Genomic DNA, 14,452 nt, shown 5'->3' with positions numbered 1-14,452 from the left:
AGCTCGCCCGCGCCCGGCGCGGCCGGACCACGACGCGACACCAACACCAGATCCCGCACGCCATGGGCGCTGACCAGATGCTCCGCGAACAACCCGCCGAGAACGCCCGTGCCACCGGTCAGCAGAACAGTGCCCGACGGCGCCGACGGGATCGTCAAGACGATCTTGCCCACGTGTCGACCCTGCGACATGAACCGGAACGCCTCCGCCGCATCCCGCACATCCCACACCCGCACCGGCAGCAGGGCGACCGCCTCGCGTTCGACCAGGTCCACCACCTCGGCCTGGATCGCGGCGATCCGGTCGACGCCGATCCGGGTCAGGTCGAAGACGGAGTACGCGACGCCCCGCGCGGCCGGTTCGTCGGCGTCGCGGACGTCGGCCTTGCCCATCTCCACGAACCGGCCACCGTCGCCAAGCATCCGCAACGACGCGTCGACGAACTCACCCGCCAGCGAGTTCAACACCACATCCACCGTGCCGAACCTCGCCTCGAACCCCGTGTCCCGTGACGACGCGATGTGTGCGTCGTCCAGACCCAGACCCCGCAACACGTCCCACTTCCCCGGCGACGCGGTAGCGAACACCTCCACCCCCCACGCCCGCGCCAACCGCACCGCCGCCATGCCCACGCCGCCCGCGCCGGCGTGCACCAGCAGCCGCTCCCCCGCCCGCAGACCGGCCACGTCGCGCAACCCGTAGAACGCCGTCACGTACGCCGTCGACACCGACGCCGCCTGCGCGAACGACCAGCCGACCGGCATCGGCGACAGCAAGCGGTGATCCGTCACCGCCACCGGGCCGAAGGCGCCCACGAACGAGCCGAAGACCCGGTCGCCGGGCTTCACATCGGTGACGTCCGGGGCCACCTCCACCACGACGCCGGCACCCTCGGAGCCCATCCGGGCCGGCTCCGGGTAGAGGCCCAGGGTCATCAGCACGTCGCGGAAGTTGACGCCGGCGGCACGCATCGACACCCGCACCTGACCCGGGGCCAACGGCGCCAGCGCGTCGTCGGCCGGCACCAACGCCAGGCGATCCAACGACGACCCGCCCACCACGTCCAGCCGCCACGCCGCGACATCCGGCACCACAAGCGTCGACGACGGCAACGCCCGCACCAGCCGCGGCACGAACACCATGGAACCGCGCACCGCCACCTGCGGCTCATCCAACCCGGCCAACCCGCGCAGGAACCCGTCCTCGCCGTCACCGTCGACGAGCACGATCCGACCCGGATTCTCCGACTGCGCCGACCGCAACAAACCCCACACCCCAGCCGCGTACGGGTCGACGGCCGCGCCGCCGGCCGGCACCGCGCCGGGCAGCACGACCACGAGCACCCCGTCGACGCTCGACGCCAGCCAGCCCTGCACGTGTGCCAACGCCACCGCGACGTCCGGCTCGCCCACCCGCCACACCTCGGCCGGCACGTCCACCGGCACCGCGTCGCGCAGCGGCGACCAGTCGACCCGCAGCAACGCCGCCCGGATGCCGGCGTCCGGCGTCGGCGTGCCGTCCCAGGCGCGAAGCACAAGACGGTCGATCGACGCCACCGGCGCACCGGCCGCGTCGGCCAGCCGGACCGTCACGCCATCGTCGTCGGCCGGGGTGAGCCGCACCCGCAGCGTCGACGCGCCGCGGGCGAAGAGGCGGACTCCGGACCACGAGAACGGCAGCATCGGCCCGGACCCGCCACCGACCGGTCCGCCGAGCCCGATCCCGTGCAGCGCCGCGTCGAGCAGCGCCGGATGCACGCCGTACGCTCCCGGATCTACCGACTCGGGCAGCTCGACCTCGGCGTACACGTCGTCGCCGGCCCGCCAGGCACGCCGCAGCCCGCGGAAGGCGGGGCCGTAGCCGTACCCGGCGTCGGCGCCGGCCCGGTAGAACCCGTCCACGTCGACGGCCACCGCCCCGGCCGGCGGCCAGGTCGGCGGATCCGCGGGGGTGGTCGGGCCGGCCGCGCCGATCACGCCCGACGCGTGGCAGATCCAGTCGTCGCCGGTGTCCAGCGGGTGGTCGCCGCCGGAACGCGAGAACACCCGGACCGTACGGTCGCCGTCCGTCTCGGGCGCGCCGACGCGGACCTGCACCGACACGCCACCGTCTGCGTTCAGCGCCAGCGGCGCGTGCAGCGAGAGATCGCGTACCGCCGCCGCGCCGACGGCCAGACATGCCTGCCAGGCAAGCTCGACGAACGCGGTGCCGGGCACGACGATCCGGCCGGCGACCGCGTGGTCGGCGAGCCACGGCAGCGCCGCGAGCGTCCAGCGCCCGGACAGCACGACGCCGTCCCCGTCGGCCAGCACCACGCCGGCGCCGAGCAGGGGATGGCGAACCTCGGCGAGGCCGATCGCGGTCGCGTCGCCGCCGCGCACGGTCGCCGTGGGCCAGAACCGCTGCCGGTCGAACGCGTACGTCGGCAGTTCGCCGGGCGGGCCGTCGCCGGTCAGCGTCGACCAGTCCACGTGGCCGCCCCGCTGCCACAGCTCACCTGCGGAGCGCACCATCTGGGCCAGGTCGCCGGCGTCCCGGCGCAGCGACCCGATCGCCGCGCCGCCGCGTTCGTCGATCCCCGCCGTGAGCACCGGGTGCGGGCTGGCCTCCACGAACAGCCGATGCCCGGCGGCGACCAGCCCGGCCACGACGTCGTCGAAGCGCACCGGCCGGCGCAGGTTCTCGAACCAGTACCCCGCGTCCAGCTCAGCCGGGTCGACCCGCTCGCCGGTCACCGTCGAGTGCAACGGCACCGTGCCCGCCCGCGGGGTCAGCCCGTCGAACGCGGCCAGCAGCTCCGCCCGCAGGCCGTCGACGTGCGCACTGTGCGAGGCGTAGTCCACCGGCACCCGCCGGCACCACACCCCCTGCTGCGCGCACCGGGCCTCGACGGCGTCCACGCCGGCCACGTCGCCGGAGAGCACCACCGACGCCGGGCCGTTGGTCGCCGCGACCGACACGCCCGCGACGCCCTCGATCAGGGTCGCCGCCGTCTGCGGGTCGGCGGCGACCGCCAGCATGCCGCCGGTGCCGGCGATCGCGCGCAGCGCCCGCGAGCGCACCGCCACCACCCGGGCGCCGTCCGGCAGGGTGAGGATGCCGGCGACCACGGCCGCCGCGATCTCGCCCTGCGAGTGGCCGACCACCCCGGCGATCGGGACCCCGAGGGACTGCCAGAGCGCGGCCAGCGACACCATCACGGCCCACAGCACCGGCTGCACCACGTCGACCCGCGCCATCCAGCCGTCGTCGTCCGACCGCAGGACGTCCAGCAGGTTCCAGTCCACGAACGGGTGCAGCGCCGCCGCGCACTCGGCGATCCGCGCGGCGAACACCGGCGACTCGTCCAGCAGCGCCGCGGCCATCCCGAGCCACTGGCTGCCCTGCCCGGGGAAGACCAGCACCACGGCGCCGTCGCCGTCCGCCGCCGGTGGGCCCGCCGGCACGGTCGCCAGGTCGGCGACCAGCTCGTCGGCGGTGCCGCCGACGACCACGGCCCGGTGGGCCAGGCTCGCCCGGGTGGTGGCGAGCGCCCGGGCGACGGCGGCCACGTCCAGATCCGGCCGGGCGGCGGCGAACTCGGCCAGCTTCCGGGCCTGCCCGGCGAGCGCCGCCGCCGAGCGGGCGGACAGGATCCACGGCACTGTCGCCGGGCCCTCCGCCGTCGCCGCCGGCGCCGGTTCGGGGGCCTCCTCGATGATGACGTGGGCGTTGGTGCCACTCATCCCGAACGAGGACACGCCGGCACGCCGGACCCGGCCGGCCTCGGCGGGCCACTGCCGGGGCTCGGTCAGCAGCCGCACCTCCCCGGTGGACCAGTCGACCTTCGACGACGGGGCGTCGACGTGCAGCGTGGCCGGCAGACTGCGGTGCCGCAGGGCCATCACCATCTTGATGATGCCGGCGACGCCGGACGCGGCCTGGGTGTGCCCGATGTTCGACTTGATCGAGCCCAACCACAGCGGCTGCTCGCGGTCCTGGCCGTAGGTGGCCAGCAACGCCTGCGCCTCGATCGGGTCACCGAGGCGGGTGCCGGTGCCGTGCGCCTCGACCGCGTCCACGTCGGCCGGTTCGAGCCGCGCGTTGGCCAGCGCCTGCCGGATCACCCGCTGCTGCGACGGCCCGTTGGGGGCGGTCAGCCCGTTCGAGGCGCCGTCCTGGTTCGTGGCGCTGCCGCGCAGCACGGCCAGCACCTCGTGGCCGGCGCGTTCGGCGTCGGAGAGCCGTTCCAGCAGGAGCAGGCCGACGCCCTCGCCCCAGCCGGTGCCGTCGGCCGCGTCCGCGAACGCCTTGCACCGGCCGTCGGCCGACAGCCCGCGCTGGCGGGAGAACTCGGTGAAGATCGTCGGCGTCGACATCAGCGCGACGCCGCCGGTGAGCGCCAGCGTGCACTCCCCGGCCCGCAGCGCCTGCGCGGCCAGGTGGATCGCGACCAGGGACGACGAGCAGGCGGTGTCGACAGTGACGGCGGGACCTTCCAGGCCGAACGAGTAGGCGACCCGGCCGGACACCACGCTCGCCGCGCTGCCGGTGGCGACGTAGCCCTCCGCGTCGCCGTCCCCGGCGACGAGCAGGGCCAGGTAGTCCTGGCTGTTCGAGCCGATGAACACGCCGGTCCGGCTGCCGCGCAGCGAGGCGGGGTCGATCCGGGCCCGCTCGAACGCCTCCCAACTGGTCTCCAGCAGCAGCCGCTGCTGCGGGTCCATGGCCAGCGCCTCGCGCGGCGAGATGCCGAACAGGCCGGCGTCGAAGTCGGCGACGTCGCTGATGAACCCGCCGTGCCGGGTGTACGAGGTGCCGCTGTGGTCGGGGTCCGGGTGGTAGAGCCCGGCCAGGTCCCACCCCCGGTCGGCGGGGAACTCGGAGACCCCGTCCCCGCCGGCGGCCACCAGCCGCCACAGGTCCTCCGGGGTACGGATGCCGCCGGCGTACCGGCAGCTGATGCCCACGATGGCGATCGGGTCGTCGGAGCCGGCCGCCTGCTCGACGACGGTGACGGCGGGGTCGCCGGCCGTGCCGAGGAGTTCCGCGGTGAGGTGGGCGGCCAGCGCGGCCGGGTTCGGATAGTCGTAGACGAGGCTGGCCGGCAGGGTCAGCGCGGTCGCGGTGTTGAGCCGGTCGCGCAGCTCGACAGCGGTCAGCGAGTCGAAGCCGAGCGCCTTGAACGGGCGGTTCGGCTCGACCGCCGCCGGGTCCGCGTACCCGAGCACGGCGGCCACCTCGGCGCGCACGAGCGTCAGGACCAGCCGGAGCCGCTCGGGTTCGTCGGCGGCCCGCAGCCGGCGGCGCAGGGCGTCGTCGGCGGACGCCCGGGGTGCGGTCCCGGGGGCGGGCGGGCGGGCGGGGAACAGCGCCGACGGGCGGCCGGCGACGAACGCCGGCTGGAACCGGTCCCAGTCGACGTCGGCCACCACGATCTGTCCCTCGCCGTGGTCGACCGCGTGGGCGAGCGCCGCGACCGCCCGGCGCGGCGCCAGTGGCCGCAGGCCCCGGCGGCGCAGGTAGGTCTCGGCGTCGTCGGCGGTGATCATGCCGGCGCCGGCCCACGGTCCCCAGGCCACCGCGGTCGCCGCCCGGCCCTGCTGCCGGCGGCGGGCGGCGAGGGCGTCCAGGTAGGCGTTGGCGGCGCTGTAGGCGGCCTGGCCGCCGCTGCCCCAGATTCCGGAGATGCTGGAGAACAGCACGAAGACGTCGAGGTCGGCGTCGGCGAGCAGCCGGTCGAGGTGCGCCGCGCCGTCCACCTTGGCGCGCAGCACCGCCGCGTACCCGGCCGGGGTGACCTCGTCGAGGGCGGTGGCGTCGATCGCGCCGGCGGTGTGGATCACGCCGGTGACCGGGAGGTCCGCGGGCACCGCGGCGAGGACGGCGGCGAGGGCGTCGCCGTCGGCGACGTCGCAGGCCACCACCGACACCCGGCTGCCGTGGGCGGTCAGCTCGGCCACCCGCTCGGCGACGCCGGGCGCGTCCGGGCCGCGCCGGGACAGCAGCATGATGTGCGGGGTGCCGCGCTCGGCCAGCCAGCGGGCCACGTGCCCGCCGAGGCCGCCGGTGCCACCGGTGACCAGCACCGTGCCGCGCGGCTGCCAGGCGGCGCCCGGGCCGGGCTCGCCGGCCGCCACCAGACGGCGGCCGAGCGGCCCGCCGGCCCGCAGGGCGACCTGGTCCTCGCGAGTCTGGGCCAGCACGCCGGCGAGCTGGTCGGTGCCGTCGGCGGCCAGGTCGACGAGGCCGCCCCACCGGTCGGGCGCTTCCAGGGCGGCGACCCGGCCGAGGCCCCACAGCCGCGCCGCGTCGGGGTCGGCGACGGCGTCGTGCGGGCCCGCGGCGACGGCGCCGCGGGTCACGCACCACAGCCGGCCGGTGATCCCGGCGTCGCGGGTCGCGGCGAGCAGCGCGATCACCGCGGGGTCCGCGGCGCCCGCGACGACGACGCCCGCGACGTCGCCGAGCGCGCGCAGGCGGGTGGCGACGTCGGTACGGTCCGGCTGGTCGCCGAGGGGGAACGGGGACACCGTGGCCCCGCCGAGTCGCAGCGCGGCAGCGATCTCCTCGTCCTCGCCGGCCAGCAGCCAGGTGCCGTCGAGCGTGCCCGGGTCGAGGTCGACCGGTTCCCAGGTGACGCGGTGGCGCAGGTCCGCCACCCCGGCCGGGGCGGCGCCGAGCCAGTAGTGCTCCCGCTGGAACGGATAGGTGGACAGCGCGGCCGGGGTGCCACCCCAGTCGGCGAACAGGGCCCGCCAGTCCACCGCCGCGCCGTGCGCGTGCAGGCGGCCGGCGGCGCCGAGCACCGTGTGCACCTCGTCGTGGTCGCGCCGGGCGGTCGGGGCGACCACCGCCGGTGCGCCGTCGAGGCAGAGCCGGGTCATCGCGGTGAGCACCGCGTCCGGGCCGGCCTCCAGGAACCGGGTGGTGCCCTGGGCTCGCAGCCACCCGATGCCGTCGGCGAAGCGCACCGCCTCCCGGACGTGCCGCACCCAGTGCTCGGCGGTGAACTCCGCCACCGGCTCACCGGTCAGGTTCGACACGATCGGGATACGCGGGGGCGCGTGCTCGAGGTGCGCGATCGCGGCGGCGAAGTCGGCGAGCATCGGCTCCATCAGCGCCGAGTGGAACGCGTGCGAGACGGTCAGCCGGGTCGCCTTGTCGAATCGCGGCGCCAGCGCGTCGATCGCCTCGGCCGGGCCGGAGAGCACCACCGACGTCGGGCCGTTGACCGCGGCGACGTCCACGGCGGTGCCGGCGATCGCCTCCCGCGCGGTGTCCTCGCACGCGCGCACCGCGAGCATCGCGCCGCCGGCCGGCAGCGCCTGCATGAGGCGACCGCGGGCGGCGACAAGGGTCACCGCGTCGTCGAGGTCGAGCGCGCCGGCGACGTGGGCCGCGACGATCTCCCCGATCGAGTGGCCGAGCAGGAAGTCGGGGGTGATCCCCCAGCTTTGCAGCAGCCGGTGCAGCGCGACCTCGTAGGCGAACAGGCCGGCCTGGGCGTGGACGGTCCGGTGGATCTCGTCGGAGTCCAGCGCCGCGCGCAGCCCGTCGAACCGGTCGACGATGCCGTCGAACACGTCGGCGAACACCGGGAACGCCTCGGCGAGCGCGCGGCCCATGCGGGGCCGCTGGGCGCCCTGCCCGGTGAACAGGACGGCGGTGCGGCCGGGGTGCACGGTCTCGCGGACCAGGTTCGCGTCCGGGCGTCCCTGGGCCAGGGCGTCGAGCGCGCCGAGCGCGTCGGCGCGGTCCCCGGCCAGCACGACGGCCCGGTGCTCCAGCGCGGCCCGGGTGGTGGCCGCGGCGAGGCCCACCGGGAGCAGGTCGGCGGCCGGTTCGGCGGTGAGCAGGCCGGCCAGCCGGCCGGCCTGGGCGCGCAGCGCCGCGTCGGAGCCGGCCGCGAGCGGGATCGGCACGATCCGCGGCGTGGTGACGGCCACGGCGACCGGACGCTCGTCCGGCGGCGCCTGCTCGATGATGGCGTGGGCGTTGGTGCCGCTGATTCCGAACGAGGAGACCGCGGCGCGGCGCGGCTGACCGGTGACCGGCCACGGCCGGGCCTCGGTGAGCAGTTCGACGCCGCCGGGCGCCCACCCGATGTTCGGGTCCGGGACGTCCGCGTGCAGGGTCCGGGGCAGTTCGCCGTGCCGGATCGCCAGCACCATCTTGATGACGCCGGCGAGGCCGGAGGCGGCCTGGGTGTGCCCGATGTTCGACTTCAGCGAGCCCAGCCAGAGCGAGCGTCCGGTGGTCCGCTCCCGGCCGTAGGTCAGGTGCAGGGCGTGCGCCTCGATCGGGTCGCCGAGCGTGGTGCCGGTGCCGTGGCCCTCGACCACGTCGACGTCGTCGGGCACCAGTCGGGCGGCGGCGAGCGCCTGCCGGATCACCCGTTCCTGCGCGGGCCCGTTGGGGGCGGTGAGACCGTTCGACGCGCCGTCGGAGTTGACCGCGCTGCCGCGCACCACCGCGAGCACGTCGTGCCCGAGCCGGCGGGCGTCGCTGAGCCGCTCGACCACCAGCACGGCGGCGCCTTCGGACCAGCCGGTCCCGTCCGCGCCGGCGGCGAACGACTTGCAGCGACCGTCGCCGGCCAGGCCGCCCTGCCGGGCGAACTCGGCGAACACGGCCGGGCCGGGGATGACGGTGACCCCGCCGACGACGGCCAGCGTGCACTCGCCCTGCCGCAGGGCCTGGGCGGCCAGGTGCAGCGCGACGAGCGACGACGAGCAGGCCGTGTCGACGGTGACGGCCGGGCCCTCCAGGCCGAGCGTGTAGGCGATCCGACCGGAGATCACGCTGTTGGCGGTGCCGGTGAGCAGGTGCCCCTCGGTCTGGCTGGCCGCGGCGCCGGCCCCGTACCAGGAGGCGGAGGCGCCCACGAAGACACCGGTGCGGCTGCCGCGCAGCGACAGCGGGTCGATGCCGGCCCGTTCCACCGTCTCCCACGCCGATTCGAGGATCAACCGCTGCTGCGGGTCCATCGCGACGGCTTCGCGGGGGCTGATGCCGAACAGGCCCGCGTCGAAGGCGTCGGCGTCGTGGACGAAACCACCCTGCCTGGCGTACGGCGGCGCGTCCGCGGCGTCCGGGATCTCGTCCCAGCCGCGGTTGACCGGGAAGCCCCCGATCGCGTCCCGGCCCTCCGCGACGAGCTGCCAGAGCCCGGCCGGGTCGGTCACCCCGCCCGGCAGCCGGCAGCCCATGCCGACGATCGCGATGGGCTCACGTGCCGCGCTCACCAGGTCCCGGTTCTGCTGACGCAGGCGTTCGATCTCCTTCAACGAAGCGCGCAGCGCTTCGACGGTCTTCTCGGCGCGGTCGCTCATCAGGATCTCCCACCGTTACCCAGGGTCAGCTGCATCAGTCGTTGTCGTTCTCGAGCGCGATCTGGATCAGCGCGTCGACGTCGAGGTCGTCGATCTGCTCGCCCGCCGGCCCGGAGCCGGCCGGGTCGTCGTCGGCGGCCAGCCCGGCGACGCGCAGCAGCACGTCGAGCACGCCGGCGTCGCGCAGGCGGGCGATCGGCACGGTCGCCAGCGCGGCCCGCAGCGCGTTCTCCTGCTCGTCCGGGCCGCCGGCCGCCCCGACGCACAGCTCGCGCTCCAGGTAGGCCGCGGCGGCGACCGGGGTCGGGTGGTCGAACACGAGGGAGATGGGCAGGGTGAGCGCCGTCACCGCGTTCAGCCGGTTGCGGAACTCGACGGCGGTCAGCGAGTCGAAGCCGAGTTCCTTGAAGCTGCGGTTCTCCTCGACGCCGGCGCCGGTGGGGTAGCCGAGGCTGTCCGCGGCGGTGCGGCAGACGAGGTCGGCCAGCACCCGGTAGCGGTCGGCGGCCGGGAGGCCGGCGAGTCGGTTGCGCAGCTCCCCGGTGACCGGTGCGGTCGGCTCCGGCACGTCCACGGCGTCCGGCGCGGGTGCCACCGCGCGCATCAGCGGGCTGGGCCGCATGGCGGTGAAGGCGGCCAGGAACGGCGTCCAGTCGACGTCGGCAACCGTCACGCAGGTCTCGTCGTGGTCGACGGCGTGGCCCAGCGCGGTCAGCGCCGACCGGGCCGGCATCGGCCGCAGCCCGCGGCGGCGCAGGAACGCCGACGCCTCCTCGGTGGCCGCCATGCCGGTGCCCGCCCAGGGTCCCCAGGCGACAGCGGTCGCGGTACGGCCCCGCAGCCGGCGCCGCTCGGCGAGCGCGTCGAGGGCGGCGTTGGCCGCGCTGTACGCCGCCTGGTGGCCGCTGCCCCAGATCCCGGCGATCGACGAGAACAGCACGAACGCGTCCAGCGGCGCGTCGGCGAGCAACTCGTCGAGGTGGCGGGCGCCGTCCACCTTGGCGCGCAGCACGCTCGCCATGTGGTCCTCGGTGGCGGTGTCGAGCGTCTGGCCGGTGTCGACGCCGGCGGTGTGCACGACGCCGGTGACCGGCCGGTCCGCCGGGACGGCGGCGAGCACCGCCGCGAGCGCGGCCCGGTCGGCGACGTCGCAGGCGGCAACCGTCACCTGGGTGCCGCCGGCGAGCAGGCCGGCGGTCAGCTCGGCCGCTCCGGGCGCGTCCGGTCCGCGGCGGCTGAGCAGGAGCAGGTGCTCCGCGCCCCGCGCGGCGAGCCAGGTGGCGACCTCGGCGCCGAGCGCGCCGGTGCCGCCGGTGACGACCACGGTGCCGGTCGGGCGCCACGGCGACCGGGCGGCGGACGGCGCGGCGGCCCGGGTGAGCCGGCGGCCCGACGCGCCGCCGTCGCGCAGCGCGACCTGGTCCTCGTCGCCGCCGAGCACCCGCGCCAGGTCGGCGCGGCTGCGGTCGGTCCAGCGGGCCGGGCCGTCGATCAGCCCACCCCAGGTCTGCGGCCGGTCCAGCGCGGCGGCCCGGCCGAAGCCCCAGATCTGCGCGTGCGCGACGTCCACGTCCGGGTCGGCGCCGGTCTGCACGGCGGCGCGGGTCAGGCACCACAGCGGCACGCCGATGCCGGAGTCGTCCAGGGCCTGGAGCACGGTGAGGGTCCGGGCGGCCGCGTCGGCGAGCCCGGCGGGCGGCGCCCACAGCACCCCGGCGGGGGCGCATCCGTCGGCCGCGGCCCGCAGGGCGACAGCCAGGTCGGTGCGGGTCGCCGCGTCGCGGACCGGCACCATGTCGTGCAGCGGCGGCTCGTCGCCCGGCGCGGCGATCACCAGCCACGGCCCGGTCGCCGGCGCCACGGCGGCGCGGTCCAGCGGCTCCCACCGCACGGCGTGCCGCAGGTCGAGCACGGCCGCCTGGTCCCGCTGCCGGCGGTGCCAGTTCGACAGTGCCGGCAGCACGCTGCCGAGCGCCTCCCGGGACGGGGCGCCGGCGTCGAGGTCCAGGTCGGCGGCGATCGTGTCGAGGTCGCCGCCGGCCACCGCGTCCCAGAAGTGCCGTTCGGCGGCGCCGTCGTCGGCCGGGCGGGCGGCCCGGTCGGCGAGCCAGAACCGCTCCCGCTGGAACGCGTACGTGGGCAGGTCGACCCGGCGCGCGCCGCCCGGGTACCAGGCGTCCCAGCGCACCGCGGCGCCCTCGGCGGACAACCGGCCGGCGGCCCGGGTCAGCGTCTCGGCCTCGTCGCGGTCGCGCCGTTGGGTGGCCACGACGACCGGGGCGAGTTCGCCGCCGGCCGGCGCCCGCAGGCACGCCGGCAGCATGGCGGCGAGGACGCCGTCCGGCCCGATCTCGACGAACGCGGTGACCGCGTGGTCCTGGAGCCACCCGACGCCGTCGGCGAAGCGGACCGTCTCCCGGGCGTGCCGCACCCAGTAGTCGGCCGAGTATCCGTCGACCGGCTCTCCGGTGAGGCCGGACACGATCGGGATCAGCGGACGCCGGTACGTCAGGCCGCCGGCCACCTCGGCGAACTCGGCCAGCATCGGCTCCATCAGGGCCGAGTGGAACGCGTGCGACACGGTCAGCCGGGTCGTCCTGGCGAACCGGTCCGCCAGGGCGTCGATCGCCTCGGCGGGGCCGGCGACGACGATCGACGTCGGGCCGTTGACGGCGGCGATGTCCACGCCCTCCGGGAGCATCGGACGGACCTCGGTCTCCGGGGCCTGGACCGCGAGCATCGCGCCGCCGGCCGGCAGCGCCTGCATGAGCCGGCCGCGGGCGGCCACCAGGGTCACCGCGTCGTCCAGGTCGAGCACCCCGGCGACGTGCGCCGCGGCGATCTCCCCGATCGAGTGCCCGAGCAGGAAGTCGGGGGTGATCCCCCAGCTCTCCAGGAGCCGGTGCAGCGCCACCTCGACCGCGAACAGGGCAGCCTGGGCGTGGACGGTGCGGTGGATCTCCTCCGACGTGAGCGCGTCCCGCAGCCCGTCGAACCGCCCGCAGATCTCGTCGAACGTCTCGGCGAACACCGGGAACCGGGCGGCCAGTCCGGCGCCCATGCCGATCCGCTGGGCGCCCTGCCCGGTGAACAGGAACGCGGTGCGACGGTCCTGGGCGGTGCCGGTCACCAGCCCCGGGGTCGGGGTGCCGGTCACGAGCGCGTCGAGCGCGGCGGCGTACCCGTCGCGTTCGGTGGCGGTCAGGACGGCGCGGTGGCCGAGGGTGGCCCGGGTCGCGGCGAGCGCGGCCCCGACGTCGGCCGGGTCGAGCCGCGGTTCCCGGTCGAGCAGGTCGCGCAGCCGGGTGGCCTGCGCCCGCAGCGCGTCGGGGCTCTGCGCGGACAGCGTCCACGGCAGCGGGCCGTCGGCCGGTGGCGCGGCTGCCGGAACGGCGTCGGCGCGCGGCGCTTCGAAGATGGCGTGGGCGTTGGTGCCGCTGATGCCGAACGAGGAGACGGCGAAGCGTCGTGGCCGGTCGTCGGTGGTGTCCCAGGGTCGGGCCTCGGTCAGCAGCCGGACGGCTCCGGTGGACCAGTCGACCTCGGGGGTCGGCTCGTCGACGTGCAGCGAGGCCGGTAGCTCCTGGTGTCGCAACGCCATGACCATCTTGATGATCCCGGCGACGCCGGCCGCGGCCTGGGTGTGCCCGATGTTGGACTTGACCGAGCCGAGCCACAGCGGCCGGTCCCGGTCCTGCCCGTAGGTGGCGAGCAACGCCTGCGCCTCGATCGGGTCGCCCAGCTTCGTGCCGGTGCCGTGCGCCTCGACCACGTCGACGTCGGCGGCGCTCAGACCGGCGCCGGCGAGGGCCTGCCGGATCACCTTCTGCTGGGCCGGGCCGTTCGGTGCGGTGAGGCCGTTGGAGGCGCCGTCCTGATTGACCGCGCTGCCACGGACCACCGCGAGGATCCGGTGCCCGTGCCGGCGGGCGTCGGACAACCGCTCCACCACCAGCACGCCGGCGCCCTCGCCCATGCTCGTACCGTCGGCGGCCGCCGCGAACGGCTTGCACCGCGCGTCCGCGGCCAGCCCGCGCTGGCGGGCGAACGAGGTGAAGATGCCCGGGTTGGTGAGGACCGTGACGCCCCCGGCCAGGGCAAGGTCGCACTCCCCGGCGCGCAGCGCCTGCGCGGCCAGGTGCAGGGCGACCAGCGAGGAGGAGCACGCGGTGTCGATGGTCACCGCCGGGCCTTCGAGCCCGAACTGGTAGGCGACCCGGCCGGACATGACGCTGGTGACCGAGCCGGTCAGCAGGTGTCCCTCGACGCCGTCGGGCAGCTCCACGCCGAGCCCGTAGGTCGAGGAGGCACCCCCGACGAACACGCCCGTCGCCGAGCCGCGCAGCGAGTCGGGTGAGATGCCGGCGCGCTCCAGCGCCTCCCAGGACACTTCCAGCAGCAGTCGTTGCTGGGGGTCCATGGCGAGGGCTTCGCGGGGGGAGATGCCGAACAGGCGGGCGTCGAACTCGGCGGCGGCGTCGACGAAACCACCCTCACGCACGTAGGTCGTGCCGGGACGGTCCGGATCCGGGTCGTACAGGTTCGCCAGGTCCCAACCCCGATCCACCGGGAACCCGCTGATCGCGTCACGGCCGCCGGCCACCACGTCCCACAGCTGCTCCGGCGACGACACCCCGCCCGGCAGCCGGCAGCCCATGCCGACAAGCACGATCGCGTCGTCCTCGACGTCGACGCTCGGTGTGGTCGCGCGCACGCCCGCACCGTCGTGGCTCTCCCCGGTGAGCCGCTCCAGCAGGAAGCCGGCGAGCGCCGCCGGTGTGGGGTAGTCGAAGACCAGCGTCGCGGGCAGCAGCACGCAGGTGGCCGTCCGCAGCCGGTTGCGCAACTCGACCGAGGTGAGCGAGTCGAAGCCGAGCGTCTTGAACGCCTGGTTCGGGCTCATCGCCTCGGCGGGTTCGTGGCCCAGCACCGCGGCCGCGTGGCTGACGACGGTGTCGAGCACGAACCGGTGTCGGGCGGACGCGGGCAGGGCGGCGAGCCGGCTGGCGAAGGTGTCGGTGTCCGGTGCGGCGTCGCCGGCCCGGCGCAGGGCCGGTCGGACCAGGGCCCGCAGCAGCGCCGGGACCTCGACGTCACCGGTGCGGTAGCCGGCCAGGTCCAAGCTGATCGGCACCACG

Annotated in this window: 2 protein-coding genes; both read right to left on the bottom strand. The window is 76.2% G+C overall.

Annotated features, from left to right (window positions below; genetic code table 11):
• On the bottom strand, positions 1-9,314 hold a 9,314-nt coding region (locus AB0H28_RS29695; protein WP_358047346.1), incomplete at its 3' end, for an SDR family NAD(P)-dependent oxidoreductase.
• A 34-nt stretch (positions 9,315-9,348) separates the two neighbouring features.
• A partial coding sequence (locus AB0H28_RS29690; RefSeq protein WP_358047343.1) for a type I polyketide synthase occupies positions 9,349-14,452 on the bottom strand: 5,104 nt, incomplete at its 5' end.

Source organism: Micromonospora sp. NPDC050980, from assembly GCF_040653835.1.
GTDB lineage: Bacteria > Actinomycetota > Actinomycetes > Mycobacteriales > Micromonosporaceae > Micromonospora.
Note: the sequence above shows the minus strand (reverse complement) of the source record. Positions and strands in the feature narration are given on the sequence as shown.